General features: G+C 65.5%; 19 protein-coding genes and 1 tRNA gene. 13 read left to right on the top strand and 7 right to left on the bottom strand.

The features are described from left to right. Positions 1-4: 4 nt before the first annotated feature. The gene (gene pstS / locus OQ968_RS03030; protein ID WP_324674503.1) at positions 5-1,120 is read right to left on the bottom strand and encodes a phosphate ABC transporter substrate-binding protein PstS; all 1,116 of its coding nucleotides are present in this window, start codon (positions 1,118-1,120) and stop codon (positions 5-7) included. Between the two features lie 279 nt (positions 1,121-1,399). Here pstS and OQ968_RS03025 point away from each other — a divergent pair, with 279 nt between their 5' ends. The 11 genes from OQ968_RS03025 (at position 1,400) to OQ968_RS02975 (ending at position 9,374) form a co-directional block, all read left to right on the top strand. Next, the gene (locus OQ968_RS03025; protein ID WP_324674501.1) at positions 1,400-2,191 is read left to right on the top strand and encodes an SDR family oxidoreductase; all 792 of its coding nucleotides are present in this window, start codon (positions 1,400-1,402) and stop codon (positions 2,189-2,191) included. Between the two features lie 10 nt (positions 2,192-2,201). After that, positions 2,202-3,278, top strand: coding sequence for a diacylglycerol kinase (locus OQ968_RS03020; protein ID WP_324674499.1), 1,077 nt, complete (start codon positions 2,202-2,204; stop codon positions 3,276-3,278). 57 nt (positions 3,279-3,335) lie between these two features. After that, positions 3,336-4,577 (top strand): Nramp family divalent metal transporter, encoded by a 1,242-nt coding sequence (locus OQ968_RS03015; RefSeq protein WP_420715823.1) that lies wholly within the window; start codon positions 3,336-3,338, stop codon positions 4,575-4,577. A 103-nt stretch (positions 4,578-4,680) separates the two neighbouring features. Continuing rightward, entirely contained in the window at positions 4,681-5,325 is a 645-nt protein-coding gene (locus tag OQ968_RS03010) for a hypothetical protein (protein WP_324674494.1), read from the top strand. Positions 5,326-5,462: 137 nt separating this feature from the next. Beyond that, a complete protein-coding gene (locus OQ968_RS03005; RefSeq protein ID WP_324674492.1) occupies positions 5,463-6,527 on the top strand; it encodes a poly-gamma-glutamate hydrolase family protein in 1,065 nt (354 codons plus the stop codon). A gap of 25 nt (positions 6,528-6,552) precedes the next feature. Next, positions 6,553-7,377, top strand: coding sequence for an LLM class F420-dependent oxidoreductase (locus OQ968_RS03000; RefSeq protein WP_324674490.1), 825 nt, complete (start codon positions 6,553-6,555; stop codon positions 7,375-7,377). 47 nt (positions 7,378-7,424) lie between these two features. Beyond that, positions 7,425-7,658: an antitoxin gene (locus tag OQ968_RS02995; RefSeq protein ID WP_324674488.1), complete on the top strand. Its 234-nt coding sequence runs from the start codon at positions 7,425-7,427 to the stop codon at positions 7,656-7,658. A gap of 9 nt (positions 7,659-7,667) precedes the next feature. Further along, positions 7,668-8,105: a type II toxin-antitoxin system VapC family toxin gene (locus tag OQ968_RS02990; protein ID WP_324674486.1), complete on the top strand. Its 438-nt coding sequence runs from the start codon at positions 7,668-7,670 to the stop codon at positions 8,103-8,105. A gap of 108 nt (positions 8,106-8,213) precedes the next feature. After that, complete coding sequence (locus OQ968_RS02985; protein ID WP_324674484.1) at positions 8,214-8,462, top strand: type II toxin-antitoxin system prevent-host-death family antitoxin; 249 nt, start codon at positions 8,214-8,216, stop codon at positions 8,460-8,462. Position 8,463: 1 nt separating this feature from the next. Further along, positions 8,464-8,859 carry a type II toxin-antitoxin system VapC family toxin gene (locus OQ968_RS02980; protein ID WP_324674482.1) on the top strand — a complete coding sequence of 132 codons (396 nt, stop codon included), beginning with the start codon at positions 8,464-8,466 and terminating at the stop codon, positions 8,857-8,859. Positions 8,860-9,301: 442 nt separating this feature from the next. Further along, a tRNA-Arg gene (locus OQ968_RS02975) sits at positions 9,302-9,374 on the top strand. Positions 9,375-9,390: 16 nt separating this feature from the next. Here the strand turns inward: OQ968_RS02975 and OQ968_RS02970 are convergent. Next, positions 9,391-10,407: a tyrosine-type recombinase/integrase gene (locus tag OQ968_RS02970; protein ID WP_420715808.1), complete on the bottom strand. Its 1,017-nt coding sequence runs from the start codon at positions 10,405-10,407 to the stop codon at positions 9,391-9,393. A 146-nt stretch (positions 10,408-10,553) separates the two neighbouring features. Continuing rightward, the gene (locus tag OQ968_RS02965; protein ID WP_324674478.1) at positions 10,554-10,817 is read right to left on the bottom strand and encodes a helix-turn-helix domain-containing protein; all 264 of its coding nucleotides are present in this window, start codon (positions 10,815-10,817) and stop codon (positions 10,554-10,556) included. Between the two features lie 721 nt (positions 10,818-11,538). Between OQ968_RS02965 and OQ968_RS02960 the strand changes: the two genes are divergently transcribed. Continuing rightward, entirely contained in the window at positions 11,539-12,591 is a 1,053-nt protein-coding gene (locus tag OQ968_RS02960) for a helix-turn-helix domain-containing protein (RefSeq protein ID WP_324675035.1), read from the top strand. A 1-nt stretch (position 12,592) separates the two neighbouring features. After that, positions 12,593-13,684 (top strand): hypothetical protein, encoded by a 1,092-nt coding sequence (locus OQ968_RS02955; RefSeq protein WP_324674476.1) that lies wholly within the window; start codon positions 12,593-12,595, stop codon positions 13,682-13,684. On the opposite strand, the gene OQ968_RS02950 is transcribed toward OQ968_RS02955, so the two are convergent. The 4 genes from OQ968_RS02950 to OQ968_RS02935 form a co-directional block, all read right to left on the bottom strand. After that, positions 13,658-14,122 carry a hypothetical protein gene (locus tag OQ968_RS02950; protein WP_324674474.1) on the bottom strand — a complete coding sequence of 155 codons (465 nt, stop codon included), beginning with the start codon at positions 14,120-14,122 and terminating at the stop codon, positions 13,658-13,660. The two genes, OQ968_RS02955 and OQ968_RS02950, sit on opposite strands and share 27 nt — an antisense overlap. A 116-nt stretch (positions 14,123-14,238) precedes the next feature. Further along, positions 14,239-14,457 (bottom strand): hypothetical protein, encoded by a 219-nt coding sequence (locus OQ968_RS02945; protein WP_324674472.1) that lies wholly within the window; start codon positions 14,455-14,457, stop codon positions 14,239-14,241. 131 nt (positions 14,458-14,588) lie between these two features. Next, entirely contained in the window at positions 14,589-17,078 is a 2,490-nt protein-coding gene (locus OQ968_RS02940; RefSeq protein WP_324674469.1) for a DEAD/DEAH box helicase family protein, read from the bottom strand. A gap of 288 nt (positions 17,079-17,366) precedes the next feature. After that, positions 17,367-17,867, bottom strand: a complete 501-nt coding sequence (locus OQ968_RS02935; RefSeq protein ID WP_324674467.1) for a hypothetical protein — start codon at positions 17,865-17,867, stop codon at positions 17,367-17,369. Positions 17,868-17,973: the final 106 nt, after the last annotated feature.

Raw genomic sequence — 17,973 nt, 5'->3', positions numbered from 1 at the left:
CCGATCACGCGATGGCGTTGACCGACGCCGACAACCTCGACTTGAATGCGTCCGGGATGGGGATGTATCCGTTGTCCCCCAAGCCATTCTGGCCGCCACCGATGGTGCTCTGCAGGAACGCCTTCACGGCCGTGCCGACCTGGGAGTCGGGATACTTCGAGCAGACGATCTCATAGGTCGCCAGCACGATGGGGTAGGAACCGGGCTGCGTCGGCTTGTAGAACGAGTTGGTGTCCAGCACCAGGTCGTTGCCCTGCCCGCTGACGGTGGCGCCCGAGATCGTCTTGCCGACCGAGTCGGTGCTGATCGCCACCGCGTCCGGACCGGCCGACGTGATGACCTTAGCCATGTTCAGCTTCTGCGCCTGGGCGAACGACCATTCGTTGTAGGTGATCGATCCCTCCGTGGCCTTGATGGCGGCCGAGGTGCCGTCGTTGCCCTTGGCGCCCTCACCGACGCCGCCGTTGAACGTCTTCCCGGCGCCCTTGCCCCAGGCGCCGTTGGAGGCGGCATCGAGGTATTTCTGGAAGTTGTCCGTGGTCCCCGACTGGTCGTTGCGGAACACGACGTGAATCGGCTCGGCGGGCAGCGCGGTCCCGGCGTTGAGGTTCGCGATCGCGGGATCGTTCCAGGTGGTGATGGCGCCGTTGAAGATCTTCGCCGCCGTCGGACCGTCCAGGCTCAGCGAGCTCAGGCCCTTGACGTTGTAGGTGATGGCGATCGGGCCGAACACCACGGGCAGGTTCCACGCGGGTGAGCCGCAGCGCTGCTGCGCGGCGGCGTACTCGTTCGGGGCCAATGGCGAGTCCGACCCGCCGAAATCGGTTTGGTTGCCGGTGAATTCGCTGATGCCGGCGCCCGAGCCGTTGGCCGTGTAGTTCAGGGTCTGGCCCGGGCAGGCCTGCTCGAACGCGTTGACGAAGCGGGTCATCGCGTTGGCCTGGGCTGTCGACCCGCTGGCCTTCAGCGTCTTCTTCCCGCCGCAGGCCACCTTGCCCGACGATGCGCCGCTCGTCGCGCTTCCGCCGGTGGCGTTGTTGTTGTCGCTGCCGCACCCCGACAACATCAGCGCACCGGTGGTCAGGATGCTCAGCGCGGCACTAAATCGATTGAGGTTCAATTCAATTCCCCTAAGACGGTACGGATGAAATGTGCGTCGCCGCAGCCGGTGGCCGCGGTCCGCCGCCCTGCCGTGTTGCTCGCAGCCATGAAGCTAACAGTAGCAAGGTTAACGTCCGGCAAATCTATGTGTTATGGGCCTGATACGGCTTCCCCCTGGTGGTGGGCGCCGAATCGGCGCGCTCGTGTGACAAACTAGAACCTGTTTCAGAAATGCCTTTCTTCGGGGCCGCGAGGCTTGCTACCGTTTCGTCCGACAACTCAAAAGGAGAGGCCGCAAATGATCCTCGACAGGTTCCGTCTCGACGACAAAGTCGCCGTCATCACTGGTGGCGGCCGTGGCCTCGGCGCGGCCATCGCGCTGGCTTTCGCCGAAGCGGGCGCCGACGTCCTCATCGCCTCGCGGACACAATCCCAACTAGACGCCGTCGCAGAACAGGTCCGCGCGACCGGCCGCCGGGCGCACGCCGTCGCCGCCGACCTGGCTCATCCCGAAGCGACCGCCGAACTGGCAGGTCAGGCCGTCGAGGCGTTCGGAAAACTCGACATCGTCGTCAACAACGTGGGCGGGACCATGCCCAACACCCTGCTGACCACCTCGACCAAGGACCTCAAGGACGCCTTCACGTTCAACGTCGCCACCGCCCACGCCCTGACGGTCGCGGCGGTGCCGTTGTTGCTCGAGCACTCCGGCGGCGGGAACATCATCAACATCACCTCCACCATGGGCCGGCTGGCCGGGCGCGGCTTCGCCGCCTACGGCACCGCCAAGGCGGCGCTGTCGCACTACACCCGGCTCGCGGCGCTGGACCTGTGCCCGCGCATCCGGGTCAACGCCATCGCGCCCGGGTCGATCCTGACCTCCGCACTGGACGTGGTGGCCTCCAATGACGAGCTGCGCGCGCCGATGGAGAAGGTGACACCGATGCGCCGGCTTGGCGATCCCGTCGACATCGCGGCCGCGGCAGTGTATTTGGCCTCGCCGGCCGGCGAGTTCCTGACCGGCAAGACCCTGGAGGTCGACGGCGGCCTCACCTTCCCCAACCTCGACATACCCGTCCCGGACCTGTGAGGAGCCTCTGATGGCCATACCCGTCGTTCAACTCGGCACCGGCAACGTCGGTGTCCACGCGCTGCGCGCGCTCATCGCCAACCCCGAGTTCGAACTGACCGGCGTCTGGGTCTCATCGGAGGCCAAGGCGGGCAAGGACGCGGCCGAGCTTGCCGGACTTGAGGATTCGACGGGAGTGCGGGCCAGCACCGACCTGGACGCCGTGCTCGCCACCGGGCCGCGGTGCGCGGTTTACAACGCGCTGGCCGACAACCGGCTGGCCGAGGCGCTGGAGGACTACCGGCGCGTTTTGGCCGCCGGGATCAACATCGTCGGCAGCGGCCCGGTCTTCCTGCAATACCCGTGGCAGGTGATACCCGAGGAGCTCGTCTCACCGCTGGAAGATGCCGCGCGCGAGGGTAATTCGAGCCTTTATGTCAACGGGATCGATCCCGGGTTCGCCAACGACCTGCTGCCGCTGGCGTTGGCCGGCACCTGCCAGAGCATCCAGCAGATCCGGTGCATGGAGATCGTCGACTACGCCACCTATAACAGCGCCACCGTCATGTTCGACGTGATGGGATTCGGAAAGCCGCTCGACGAGATTCCCATGCTGCTGCAGACCGGCGTGCTGAGCATGGCGTGGGGATCGGTGGTTCGCCAACTCGCTGCGGGCCTTGGCATTTCGCTCGACGAGGTCGCCGAGGTTTACGTCCGCGAGCCGGCGCCCGAGGACTTCGACATCGCGTCGGGCCACATTCCCAAGGGCAGTGCCGCGGCGCTGCGCTTCGAGGTGTTCGGGATGGTCAACGGCGACCCCGTCGTCGTACTGGAACACGTCACCCGCTTGCGGGAGGACCTGTGTCCCGATTGGCCGCAACCGGCCCAGCGCGGCGGTTCGTACCGCATCGAGGTCACCGGCGAGCCCTCCTACGCGATGGACATCTGCCTGAGCAGCCGCAAGGGCGATCACAACCACGCCGGGCTGGTCGCCACCGCGATGCGGGTGGTCAACGCGATCCCCGCCGTGGTGGCCGCGCCGCCGGGCATCGTGACGACGCTCGACCTGCCGCTGATCACCGGCCGGGGACTCTACGTCCCGGGGTAGCCCGCGATTAGCTGCGCGGCAATGCGTTCGTTAACCTCACTTTCCTATCGGTAATGGATCGAGGTCGATACGTTGGCGCAAGGCACCCAGGCCTCGCTCAAGACGAGCTGGTATCTGCTCGGGCCGGCGTTCGTCGCCGCGATCGCCTATGTCGATCCCGGAAACGTCGCGGCCAACGTCAGCTCCGGCACGCAATTCGGCTACCTCCTGCTGTGGGTCATCGTCGCCGCCAACGTGATGGCCGGCCTGGTGCAGTATTTGTCGGCGAAACTCGGGCTGGTGACCGGACGCTCGCTGCCCGAGGCGATCGGCACGCGGATGAGCCGTCCGCTCCGGCTGACCTTTTGGGCGCAGGCCGAAATCGTGGCGATGGCAACCGATGTGGCCGAGGTGATCGGCGGGGCGATCGCCCTGCGGATCCTGTTCGGTTTGCCGCTGCCGGTCGGTGGGATCATCACCGGAGTCATTTCGCTGCTGCTGCTGACGATCAGGGACCGTCGCGGGCAGCTGCTTTTCGAACGCGTCATCACCGGCCTGCTGCTCATCATCGCCGTCGGGTTCGCGGCCAGCTTCTTCGTCGCCACCCCGCCGCCCGAGGCCGTCATCGGCGGGTTGGTGCCCCGCTTCCGCGGCACCGAGAGCGTGCTGCTGGCCGCCGCGATCCTGGGGGCCACCGTGATGCCGCACGCGGTGTACCTGCACTCGGGTCTGGCCCTGGACCGGCACGGACATCCCGAAGAGGGCCATCGCCGACGCTGGCTGCTTCGCGTCACCCGGGTGGACGTCGTGCTGGCCATGGCGGTTGCCGGGACGGTGAACGCGGCGATGCTGCTGGTGGCCGCGATCAACCTGGAGGGCCGCGAGACGCGCGGATCCATCGAGGGCGCCTACGCCGCGGTGCATGCCACCTTGGGGACGACGATCGCCGTGCTGTTCGCAATCGGACTGCTCGCGTCCGGGTTGGCTTCGGCGTCGGTGGGCGCCTACGCCGGCGCCATGATCATGCAGGGCTTGCTGCACCGCTCGATCCCGATGCTGGTGCGTCGGCTGGTCACGCTGTGCCCGGCGGTGGCGATCCTGGCGTTCGGTGTCGACCCGACGCGCACGCTGGTGCTCTCTCAGGTCGTGCTGTCGTTCGGCATCCCGTTCGCGGTGCTTCCGCTGATCAGGTTGACCAGCAACCGCAAACTGATGGGCACCGACGCCAACCACCCCGTCACGACGGCCATCGGCTGGGCGGTCGGAACAATGATCAGCGTGCTCAACATCGCGCTGATCTGGATGACCGTGACCGGTTAACCCAAATCGTCGTCAAAAAACTGTCCGGCTCACCTGCGGTGCCTCCTCCTACCTATGAAGCGACCCAGCCCCGGGGCCGCGACCCACCACCGAGGAGCACCCCATGACAACCACGCACGACTTCGATCGGACGGAGTTCGCCCCGCGCGGCGAGGAACCCACCTCGGTGTACGCGTGGGCGTCGAGCCCGCTCGGCGAACCAAGCGATTCGCTCGCACACCTTCCGTACGAGCAGGAGCTTCCGCCCGAGCCGGTTGCCCCCGAGGCCGGGCCGAGGTCCATCAACAAGGCGATCGTTACCGCCGGCGTGATCGGCCTGATCGGCGCGGGCGCCGCGCTCGGCATCGCCCTGTTGGGAAGCTCGTCGCACCCGCGGCAGGTGGCCGTCGCGTCGGGCGCCAGCCCGGTGGCGGCCGACGCTCCCACATCGGCTCCCCCGGCGCCGGTGGTCGCCGTGCCCGACACCCCGGCCCCCGCCCCCGTGGTCGCCATGCCGGCTCCCGCCGCCGTGGTCGCTCCCGCGCCCGAAAGCCCGCCTCTGCCGCCCGGCCCGGCCGCCCTGCCCCGGGCCGTGCCCCCGCACCCGGTCGTCGCCAACCCTCCGCCGCCCGTCTGGGTGCCGCCTCACCCGCCGCAGCAACCATGGCAGTGGCAGCCGTCGCCGCCGAAGCTGCCACCGCCCCCGCCGCCGCCGCCGCCAAGGCCGTGGCTGCCCCCGCACCACTTTGTGCTGGGCGGCTGCAAGTGAGCTCCCGTCACCGAGTGACCCGTGCGTAGCGGGCAGATCGCCCGGTGCGGCAGTATGGGAAGCGTCGTCATCCGTGGAGAGGCTCGCGGGAGTTTAGGTTGGTTCAAGATCTCAGCATCCAGATGGTGACTGCATAGATGCTGGCCCCCCGCCACCCCTATTTCGCATACGGGTCCAATCTGTGCGTCAGCCAGATGGCGCTGCGCTGTCCGGACGCGGCCGATCCGCGACCGGCGGTGCTGTCCGACCACGACTGGCTGATCAACCAGCGCGGCGTGGCAACCGTCGAGCCGTTGGCCGGTAACCAGGTGCACGGGGTGCTCTGGCAGATCTCCGATCACGACCTGGCCGCCTTGGACAGCGCCGAGGGTGTGCCGGTGCGCTACCGGCGGGACCGGCTGACCGTGATGACGAACGACGGACCCGCGCCGGCCTGGGTCTACATCGATCACCGGGTGACCCCGGGTCCGCCGCGGCCGGGCTACCTGCCCCGGATCATCGACGGCGCTGTGCACCACGGGCTTCCGCAACGCTGGATCGACTTCCTGCACCGCTGGGATCCCGCGCGCTGGCCCCGCGCGGCGTCTGCGAGATCACGCTCCGGGCCTGGGCCACAATCACTTTCGGCGTTGCTGCACGAGCCGGGGGTGACCGAGTCCAGCCGGCTGCGGTCGCGGTTCGGTTTCCTCGCCATTCATGGCGGCGGCCTGGAGCAGATGACCGACATCATCGCCGAACGCGCCGCCGAAGCCGCCGACGCGTCGGTGTACGTCGTGCACCATCCCGACCATTACCCGCATCACCTGCCGTCGGTCCTGTTTCACCCCGGTGAGTCGACGCGGCTGGCGGAGTTTCTCGACCATGTCGATGTCGCGGTCTCGCTGCACGGGTATGGCCGCATCGGGCGCGGCACGCAGCTGCTGGCCGGCGGCCGCAATCGTGCGCTGGCCGCCCACCTGGCCCGCCACATCCGCCTGACCGGCTATCAGGTCGTCACCAACCTCGACGACATCCCACACGAATTGCGCGGCCTGCATCCGGACAACCCGGTCAACCGGGTGCGCGACGGCGGAACGCAATTGGAGCTGTCCGTTCGCGCCAGGGGTCTCAGCCCGCGCAGCCCGCTGCCCGGCCCCGACGGCTTGTCGCCCGTCACCGCCAGCTTGGTGCAGGGCTTGGCGGCCGCGGCGCGCGCCTGGTAATCGTCGTCAGCTGGTTGAACGGAGGTTGTTGGTGGCCAAGGATTTTCGCTTCTCGATGAGCATGCGCTTCTTCAAGTCCCGCGAGAGATTGGTGGACAAGGCGAAGCGAGCGGAAGACTTCGGGTACGACATTTTGTGCGTACCAGACCATCTCGGCGCGGCGGCGCCGTGCCCGACGCTGACCGCGGTCGCGATGGTGACCACGCGGATGCGGCTGAGCATGTATGTGCTCAACGCGGCGTTCTACAAGCCGGCCCTGCTCAGCCGGGACCTCCAGGCGCTGGACGTGCTCAGCGACGGCCGCCTCGAGATCGGCCTGGGCACCGGCTACGTCCGGGAAGAGTTCGAGGCCGCCGAATTGCCGTACCCCAGCGCCGGAGCCCCGGTCGACTACCTCGGACACATGACGACCTACCTGAAGGAGCACCACCCGAGCACGCCAATCCTGATCGCCGGCAACGGCGACCGGGTGCTGACCCTGGCTGCCCGGCACGCCGACACCATCGGGCTGACCGGCGCCAGGGTGCGAGACGTCGACGACCCGCTGGCCGAACGCGTCGAGTTCGTCCGCAACGCGGCGGGGGATCGGTTCGACGCGCTGGAGCTGAACATGGTGATCACGGCGATGCCGCGCGAGGGCGAGACCGCCCCCGACTTGAGGATGACTCGCCAGTACGCGCCGGATCTGTCCGATGAGCAGTTGCTGTCCATGCCGTCGGTGCTCAGCGGGTCACCGCGCGAGATGGCCGACATGCTGTCCGGGCTCCGCGAAAAGTACGGCCTGACCTCCTTCACCGTGCAAGACAACAACCTCGACGCGTTCGCGAAGGTCATCGCCGAGCTGCGGTGACGCCCGGCTGTGTTGATGTGTTTTAGATGTAGATGTAAATTCGATGTATGATACGGACGCAGGTCCAGCTCCCGGATGAGCTTTACCGCGACGCCAAGCGGATCGCGCACGAGCACGAAATGACGCTTGCCGAGGTCGTTCGTCGCGGGCTAGAGCACATGGTGCAGATCTATCCGAGGCGCGAAGTGGCGCCCGACACCTGGCGTCCGCCGACGCCCCGCCGACTCGGTCCGTTTCGTGCGCCCGAAGAATCGTGGCGCGAACTGGCCAACGTGAAGTAAGTCGCCGCCGTGCTCTCGATCGATACGAATGTCCTTCTGTACGCCCAAAATCGGGATTGCCCCGAGCATGATGCCGCCGCCGCCTTCCTCGCGGAGTGCGCCGGCCGGGCCGACGTCGCGGTCTGCGAGCTGGTGCTGATGGAGCTGTATCAATTGCTGCGGAATCCTACGGTGGTGACGCGACCGCTCGATGGCCCCGAGGCCGCGGGGGTCTGCGAGGCCTTCCGTCGCAACCGGCGCTGGGCGCTCATCGAAAACGCCCCGGTGATGAACGAGGTGTGGGCGTTGGCGGCCACGCCCGGGATCGCTCGGCGGCGATTATTCGATGCCCGGCTGGCACTGACGTTGCGCCACCACGGCGTCGACGAGTTCGCTACTCGAAATGTCAACGACTTCAACGACTTCGGCTTCTCGCGCGTGTGGGATCCGATAACGTCGGACCGCTGAGCGCACGCCACCCGTTGCCGACCAAAACCCGCTCAGCGTCGCGGCGCCGTCGTTGCGCAATTAGCGGCTACCGTAGCAATCTGTAGCATCATCTGCTACAGTCGTGCCATGGCAAGGACTATCGCGCAGCGCGATCTCCGCAATGACAACGCCAAGGTGATCGACGCGGTAACCGCTGGCGAGACGTTCGTTGTGACGCGCAATGGCGAACCGGTGGCCGAACTTCGGCCGATACGGTTCGTTCGCCGCACGTTCATCACTCGCGACGAAGTCGCGACGCTGGCCAAGGCGGCGGTGCGCATTGATCATCGTCGGTTCCGCGCCGACCTCGACCGATTGATTGACCAGAGTCTCTGAGGTGACATCCGGACTTCTGGATACGTCGGTCGTCATCGACTGGCATGATCCGGCAGTCGTCGCAGCGTTGCCGGACGAGATGGCGATTTCGGCGATTACAGCCGCCGAGCTGGCCGCCGGTCCGCTGCTGGCCGCGGCGCCGATCGAAGCGGCCAAGCGCCAAGCCCGGCTCCAAGAGGTGGAATCGAGGCTGGAGCCCATCCCGTTCGACGGGGCGGCCGTGCGAAGCTACGGGCTCATCGTCGCCGCGGTGGTACGCGAAGGACGAAAGCCGCGAAGTAGATTCGCCGATCTGCTGATCGCTGCGACCGCGCACGCCAATCACCTGGATCTCTACAGCCGAAACGCCGAGGACTTCTCGGGGCTGGAGAAACTGATCCGCGTCGTCGCGGTATGAAAATGGGCATCCCGCCTAGATCGGCGCCGGCCGAGCAATGGTTCGCGCGAAAGCCGCGACTGTGGCAGCAACACGCTCGATCGTACCGAATATGACGGCCGCACAACCGATTTCACCTGATACGCTGATTATCACTCTGCGGCGATTCACCTTGGGCTGCAACATAATAAGCGGGCCACCGGCACTGCCGACGACAATCGTGAGCAACCTGGCCTTCCCGCGACCACGACGAACCTCACCCTCGCCGGCCACACCCAGCAGCGAACATCGTGTTGATGTTGCGGGCCCCGCTACACTTACACGCGCAGCACCCACGACAAGCCCGACGGCCGGGAACGGCGCCAAGACGTCCAGAACACCGTCGAAAACCACCCGCCGTTCCGAGCGGCTAGGTTTTGGTCAGGTATTCGAAGGCATCGCGGCCCCGGCCCTTGGCCCTCACGCCCTCGTAGCTCAGGGGATAGAGCACGGCTCTCCTAAAGCCGGTGTCGCAGGTTCGAATCCTGCCGGGGGCACTAGCGTTTTTGCAGGTCAGAGCCATTGACTCTGAGTCTGGCTGTGATTCTCAGCTTCGTCTGGTCGGTGCTTGGTCGGTGCTCGTTTGGCATCAGATGGCTCGCGTTGGCTAGCGATAGTGAGTCGCGCGGCGGCGTCGAGTCGCGAAGCGACGTCGTCAAGGTCAGTCGGGAAAAGACCCGCATAGTGGTTCAGCGTGGTCGCAGCCGATTCGTGACCCAACAGGCGTGCGACCGCGACGACCGACGCGCCCTCCTGGATGGCCAGCGATGCGGCCGTGTCGCGCAAGTTGTGTGGGGTGATTCCCAGTCCTTGCGCCTCGACCGCGGGATCAAAAACGTCGCGTCGCCAGTTCCGGTTGCGCAGCGGTGTGCCGGACGCAGACGGAAAAACCAATTCGCCCCTGGGCTGGACAGTTTCGTATTCTGCGAGCTCGACCGACACGATCTCGGGAACGGGCACCGTGCGGGCCTGATGATTCTTGACCGGCGACAACTCACCTCGCGGCGCCTCCTCTGAATACGCTCGAACGATCCGCAAGGTCTTGCTTTGCAGGTCGACGTCAGACCATCGCAACGCGGCCAGCTCGCCCCACCGCAAACCGCAATAGCCAGCGACAAGCACCAGCAGCCGATCCCTCGTTGCGTCGACCGCACCTGCAAGCCGCCAGAGTTCGTCATGGGTCAACGGCCGTGGGTCATTGCCCTGCACCTTGGACAGACGGATACCCGCGGCTGGATTGCGTTGAATTGCGCCGTCGCGCACGGCATAGTCGAATACCCGCCGCAAAACGCCAAGCGCGTGGCGGGCGGTCGCAACGGACTGCGTTCGCGATAGTTCAGCGGCCCAGGCCTGTACCTCGGATGGTCTTACCGAGACGAGTGGCCGGCGCCCAAAGGTACCGGCGATCTGTTTCGCAATCACCCCACGGATTTTGCGTACGGTGGCTGGCTGCCGAGCCGGCTGGGCGTCCAGCCAGATCTGGCACCACTCCCCTACCGGCCTGTCCCCCGCTGCGGGATCAGACCACACCCCGGACCGCAAGCTGTCCGTCTGGCGCCGTTCCCACTCCTGCGCATCACGTTTTCGTTGAAAAGTCCTCGACGCCACATAACGGCCCCGGTAGTAAATGCGAGCGCGATAAACCCGAGTACCACCGGGACCGATGCGTCCCTCAATCACCCTGCTTGCCAGCGTGATTCACGCCGGATGTCGAGCCATTCATCGACCTCGCGAGAATCCCATCGGAGCGCAGTCCCGACACGGATCGCCGGCGGGCCATCGCCACGCAGCCGCCAAGCGCGGATGCAACCCACGCTAACCGTTAGCCGCTCCGCCAACTCTTGGATCGTCAGCAGCGTGCCGAGCGGATGCATATCATCCTGCGGCTTCGACTGTTTCGAAACCGCAGTCGCCTTTGCCGGTATCTGGGATGCAGCCATCATGTTCCTTTATTGCGGTATGCGATTAGTTGGGATCATCGGATACCACTTGACTGTCTCGCTACCACCGCAGCCAACTTCACCCAAAATTGGGTTCACCTACGAGACCCGAAAGTTCTGCCAAGTGGTCTAGGGGATTCCGCTCGTGGCAGCGAAAATTGACTACATGACCACCGAGCCGCAGTCCAGCGGAGACGACTCCCGAGACTAGCCCTGGTGTAAAGCCCGATTGAACGTGTTGTACCACGCGGTCTTTGGACGTGGCATGCCGTCGTGATTTAGCCACAGCGATACCGGTGCCAGGCCGTTGTCAGTCTCGGTGAAGAGCCGGATCAGTAACCTCGCCGACAACCAGCTGCCCCCTCGGCCCAACAGTCAGCCGGTGATTTCACACCGGCGTGGCGGACCTCGCAATCGGCGTCAGTCTCATGACGCAGACCTAGGCTCCGAAACCATGGACGGTGTCGGCGAGCAACCGTTGGAACAACGATGGTCGCTGGACTTCTACGACTTGAGCCGCAACAATCCCGCATTCGGAATATTTTCAAGCGTGATTGCCGGGCGTGTTGACCGGCTTTGTGTCGGTGTGCGGGGTTATGGTCCTCCTCGTGAACATCAACGGTGTGCGGGCGTTGCACCGCTGTTGCATGGGCGCGCAGGTTGGTCGTAGGCCGGTGTCGGTGGCCCACACGACTCGTCGGGTTGGGAGGTGGGGCCGGTGATGGCAGCCAACCCGCGGATGGTCACGTTGGTGCGTGAGTCGAAGTCGTGGTCGCAGGGCCACCTTGCCGAGGCTGCGGGAGTGACCCAGGGCTACGTGTCCAAGGTCGAGAGCGGACTGGTCGAACTGATCGGTGAGCGGTTGTCGGCGATCGCTGTGGCGCTCGAATGCCCCGAAGCCGTTCTGGGCATCCGCGACGCTCAACAGGGCACAGAGGTGTCGTGCATGTTCCATCGTCGGCGCCGAAGCCGGATGACGGCCAGTGTGGCCAAGCGTGTCGAAGCAGTCGGCCACCTGACCCGGATCAGCGTCGATGGGCTCATGGAGGGTCTGGACTACGAGTGCAACCTCGAGCGGATGCGCCTCGATGACTATGGTGGCGATCCCGCCCGCGTCGCGACCGCCCTGCGGGTCCGGTGGGGTGTGCCTAGCGGGCCCATCGACGATCTCCACGCCCTGATGGACGACGCCGGCGTCGTGATCGTGGTCCGCGATTTCGATGCGGTCGCCCAGGACGCGTTCAGCACGTGGCCGGCCGGCAAGGCGCCGCTGATGGTGGTGCGAGCGGGTCTTTCCGCTGATCGTGAGCGGTTTTCGATCTGCCACGAAATCGGCCATGTCCTGATGCACGTGGCGCCCACCGACGGCCAGGAGCAGCAAGCTGACGCGTTCGCCGGCGAGTTTCTCGCCCCTGCTGCGCAGATCGGTCCGCAGTTGGCGGGACTGACGACTCGGGACTTCAAGCGGTTGATGGATCTCAAGCAGCAGTGGGGTTTGTCGATCGGCGCGTTGATTCAACGGGCCAAGACGTTGAAGCTGATCAGCGACCGGCAGTTCCGAGAGTTTCGGGTCAAGCTGTCCCAACTTGGTTGGAACACCGTCGAACCCGCGCCGGTGCCGCACCGCCGTGCTCGGCTGCTCGAAAAGATCCTGGCCGCCCATCAGTCGTCGCTTGACGCCGAGCGCCCTGTCATCGACCTTTCCTTGACGACCGCGGAGACGTTCCTCGGCGATTACTACCGCACTGCACTCATACAACGCGAGGTGTCTTGACGTGGAACCGCTACAACTGCCACTCGATTTGCAGGTCCCGGGCCGCCTGCCTGGCTTCGGCCCCGGGTTCATGGCGCACGGCCCGGCGTCGAAGGCTGACCTGTTGGCGCCGCTGACGCGTCGAGCCGGCGTTGGCGCGGTGTTGACCTCGCGTGATGGCGCGACGGCTGGAAAAGCGATCCGCACCGTGCTGGGTGTGAACCCGGCGGCCAGTGTGCTGGCCGACGCCGATCGATACAGCGGTAGCAAGCGCAGCGTCGGCGCCGAGGGCATGTCGGTGGACTGGATCTCGATGCAGCTGCGGGCCGGATGTGAATGGGCCCTGACCGATTCGGGATACATCCCCGCTGGTGATCGCAAGGCGCTGCAACGAGTCTTGGGCTGGCCCGCCGGTAGCGAACGGGTGATCGTTGCGTTGCCGCTGGCGTTGTCCTGGCTGACCAAGGAGCGCGATGAGTTGTGCGCGGCGATCAACGCCGCGGGCATGCCGGTGGCGCTGATGCTCGAGGACGAGACTGATCCGCTCTCCAGCGAGGCGGCCGTGACCGGGCTCATCGAGGTTTTGGCGTGCGACGTGCCGGTGCTGCTGCTGCGTTCCGATACGTCAACGTTGGGCGCCCTGGCGCACGGTGCTGCGGTGGTGTCGGTCGGCACGCAGTCCCGCTACCGCCATATCTACCCACTGCCCGACGAGGACGATGACACGCAGGGAGGTTTCACGCCGCCGACGTCGGCGTTCGTGACGCCACTGCTGTCGTTCAAGTACCTCGACTTGATCGCGGACTTGCACACTCGTGACCCCGACAGTTACTTGTGGCGCTGCGACTGTGTCGTGTGCAGCGGTCGCACCATCGAGTGGATCACCACGGCAGTGGACCGCGGCACCGCGGCTTTTGAGCATTCGGTTGCGGCACTGGCGCTCACCGCTGCGCAGCTGCTGGCCGACGCGTCGCCGCCGATCCGCTGGCAGACGATGTGTGCCGAGGCGCAGGTGGCCTTCGACGAGATCCCGATCGTGCCCGGCAAGCCCCGCCGCTTCCCGCCCGCGTTGCGGGCTTGGGTGCGGTCAACCCCGCAGGGCGCCGCTTCCTGACGTCACAACGCCTGAACGCGCCGCGTGGGCGAACAGGATCTCCTCTTTCTGCCGCGTAGCCACTGTTCTGCGCGCGGTTGCGACGGGTCCTTGCCGCCCGGCGACGACGCATTCGCAGTCAGCGCCGTGACTCCACACCATGAACACGCCGGCCAACTCGCATTCCCGCATCGTCCAAATAGCTGGCCCCCGCATGCTCTGCAGCAGAATCAGCCCCGCGCCGTAGCCGGCTAGGACGTTCAGGCCGTAGATCGCCCGCTGTGGCGGTGCGGTGCTGATGAATCCGGTGATGGTGATCGGCGACGCCGGTGGCATGGGCCCAAGGTCGGCGCGCCAGCCTTCCCACACTGCAAGTGTCGACATCTCTGTCTCGGCGTGCTGACCAGCATCTAGCCGCTGTCTGGCGATCTCATCGTCGATTTCGACGACCGGGTACACCGCAAACCCACTGATCCGTAGCTGAGGCAAGACTACGCCTCGCCAACCGGCCGCAGTCGCCGCGCGGGCGGATTCGTCGCCAACATCGTTGTGTGGCAACACGTTTGACTTCGGCATTAGGTCACCACCACCTGCACCTCGTTGTCGCCGACCGGCGTCAAGGTTGCCTTCTTGCTGGAGAACATACAGATGATGTTCGGGTCCTCCGCCGAAATGCCGAGATAGACCTCGTCGTGCTTCTTCAGGTCGACCTGGTCGAGGAGCTTCTTCGGTACCGACACCTGGTAGACCTGCGTGATCGTGCGCGGCCCGCGCGGCCGGCCCGTCAACTTCATTCACCTAGCCTACTAGATTAATAACATTAATAATACTCTTCCTGACAGCGGCTGGGCGATGCGTGGTGCGCGCTTGACGGGATCTGGGTGGTCTTGCGGTTGGCGCCGGATTACGTGCCGCCGGCTGGGAGTTAGCCGGGTTTGATGGCGCGCGTGTAGCCGAACAGGTCGCCGGCCCGCAGCTTGTGGCCAGCCAGCAGGGTTTGTAGATCGTCGGGCTGATCCCAGCGGCCGGCGGTGACCAGTGCGTCGGCGTAGTCGCGGACCGCCGATCGAAGGGCCTCCATTTTCGGTTCGGTGATCACCCGGGCACCGCTCGGGGCGCTTGCATCCTTGGCGAGGGTGTCGGAGGGGTGGATCAAGATGGGCAGCGCCGTGACAGTGGAGTCGTATTGCCCTTCGAACCAGTTCATGGAGCCGGCGAGCTGGTTGATGTAGCTCTTCTTGATGAACGTCGTCGTTGCCCCGCTCTTGGCCTCGATAACCCAGTATTTGAGCTGCCCGAGCGCCCAGAGGCCGTCTGGTCCTTGCCCGATGTCGTGTTCTGGCCGCTGAGCGGCGAGACCGATATGCCGGGCGAGTTCGACGAGCGCATCTTCGAATTCATCGGTGCGGGCGGGGTCGAACCGCAGGTCCTCCAGAAGCGCTTCGATGCCCATCCTGATCTCGACCTTGTCTTTGTATCGCTGCATGAGGAAGTCGCTGGCGGCGACGGCTTGATGGTCGGAGCCCGACAGCTTCTGATAGGTGGTCCCAACCAGTGGTCGCAACACCGCGCCGTTCTTGGCACGCGCGGACGTGAGGACCTTTTGCGCGTGAGCGGGATTAGTCCGGTCGACGTAGGTCGCCTGCTGTTCGAGCAGCCATCCCTGTTGGTGCGGGTCGGCGGTGTCGGCGATCGCCTCCGTCAGTGCGGCCGCAGCTCCGGCCAGGTCGCCGTCTACGGCACGGTCGAAGGCGGTGCGACGGCCAATTGCGGCTGCACCGACGTGCCCTGGCGAGGGGGCGACGTGGGCCAGACCTTGGCGCGCGTATTTGATCCACGCCGGGTGGCGATCTAGCGCTTGTCGCGCCACGTCGATGATCGCCGTGAGCGGCTCGTTCTCCAGCCCGCCCGCCATCTGCCGGGACTGCTCGAGTTGGACCTGGCTGGCTGGGCTGAAGCGCGCCAATGTGTCGGGGTCGTACACCAGTTGGGTCAACCGTGCCCCGAGCAGGAACACCACGCAGTGGTCTTCGTTGCTGCGCACTCCGCGACCCATGCCTTGTTCGATGCGTTGCACCTGTCGGTCATCGGTGCCCGACGTGTAGCTGGTCAGGTGGGTTTCGAGACGTTCTTCTCCAGAAAAAGCCTCGGGCAATCCGTCGAGAATCAGGACGCGACATGCGTTGCCGGGCAGGTCGATTCCGTCGTATTTGTTGACGAGCACGACCAGGCCAACATGCCCATTGCGGAGCCGCTCGACGGCGTCGGCCACGGCGTCGGCATAGACGATGTTGCTCTCCGGTGTGTATGGGAGCCACAGGTCGGCGATGCGCCTGCTCGGCGCGATGACGACAACATTGTGCTTCTCGGCGAGCGCGGCGATGCCCGCGCGCACACCCTCGATGGCCAACTGCGGGCTGAGTTCCATCGGCGCCAGGATCATGCGTTCGCCGATGTCGCCAGCGGTCTGCGGAGTGATGGGCGTCGCGACGCTGGTCGGGTCAGCGCCGAAGTCGGTCACCAGCACCGAATCATCGGCGAGTGTCGCCGTCAGGTAAATCCGCCGACTCGCCGACTTGAAGTTGGTGATGTGCCCTACCGGGCTGCATAACGGGGTGATCGTCACCTGTCTGCCGGTGAACACGGTACGGCAATACTCGAGCACGTCCTTGACCGCGGGCCAGGACCAGTAGATCTGATCGCTTTCGCTGGCCGTGCCCTCCGCCTGATGGAGGATCTTGCGGGCGCCTTCCAGGTGTGATCGCCATGCCCAGAACGGAACTCGCAACAGCGCCCCGGCGCTCTGGTCGGTCACGTCGAGGAGTTCGTTTGGCGAGTACGCCTCCAAGTCATCGCGGAACTCATCGAGCAGGGCTTTGAATGCGGGGTCCTCGTAGGGGATGTCGATCGACAGGCAACCGCGAGCTGTGCTCAGGGCGGCGTGCGCGTCATCGATGACGACGACGCCGATCGGTGCCGGCGCCTTCGTGGGCCGCTGCCGAAACACCGACCTGCCGTTGAACAGCTTCCACGCGTTGACGACGCAGATCGCTTGTCCTAGGCGGTATTTAGTGCTATCCGGATCCTCGACGGTGGCTAGTCCGATACGTTCCGCCTCTTCGATGACCTGAGCCACAAGGTACTTGTTGGGAGCGACGTACAGAGCTGGGCCGAGGCCTTCGTTGAGGTAGCTCTGCAGAATGATCAGACCGTCGATCGTCTTGCCGGCTCCGGTGTTCACCTTTATTACCAGGTCGCGGGTGCCGCGTCGTTCGTGCCATGCGGTCAGAACCTGGCCTTGAACGTCACGCAGATACCCGTACCCCTCGGCCTTGTTCGGCAAAGATGCAAACAGTTCGCGCGGCTCGATCGGCGCAGCCTGGGCGCTATCCGCGAGAAACTTCTCGAAATCCATGTCCCCATTGTTCCCGCCCGATCTCCGGACACCGACCGGGGCTGCCGATGCCGAGCGGTCATTGACGGCAAGAGGCGGATCGCCCGGCCGGAGATGCACGGCATGATCTGCGAGTTTGCTCTCACCTCCCTGAGCCCGGTGCCAGGGTTTGCCTCGGGTCGATCCCCAAACTCGTCCAGGGCGACACCCGACAGTTGTCGACCGGATCAGTGAACCATGGGCGAGACCCAATGGATACCGAACAACAATTCGCCGACTCCGACCTGGGCGCACTCACCGACAATCACGTCAGGTCTGTTCTGCGTGAGGTGGCCCGCTTAAGCAGCCGCCACCAACACCGACCACCGGCGCAGCTGCGCCCAGCGCCGCGCCCACCGGATCCTCGTGCGCGCTGTTAGGCGCGTCGCTCGCGGCGCTGGGCGCAGCTAGTGCATCCGGCGGGGCGACTGGTTGTGCGCCCGCTGATTTCAGCATTGCTCGGACCACGCTAACTTTGACGCCGGCCAACTCGGCGATCGCGGTCAGCGTTTCCCCACGATCCAGCATCCGCGACACCGCGGCCGCGCCCTCCTGGCGGTGTTCGTGACGCCGCCGCTCCCCTTCTGCGCGAATCTCAACAACGCGGCCCTGTTCCCACTCGTCGACTGCCGCCAGACGGCCCAGTTCGACCAGAAACGACGCCGCGTCATCGACGTTCTCCCGTTCACGCTGCAACCGAGCCTCGTTCGCCCGGGCCTGCGCTTCGCGAACCCTTTTGCGCGCTTCAGTTTTCGAGTTGATGTTCGCCATGGTCGAACCATACGGCGCGGTCAACCCGCGTCTCTACCATCACCCACAACATCACCCTGTCCACATTTGTCTGCGCCTCACGTTTCCCAATCTGCCACTGCGCCAA

This window comes from Mycobacterium sp. 663a-19 (assembly GCF_035616495.1).
Classification (GTDB): domain Bacteria; phylum Actinomycetota; class Actinomycetes; order Mycobacteriales; family Mycobacteriaceae; genus Mycobacterium.
This window is presented reverse-complemented; position numbering and strand designations above follow the sequence as displayed.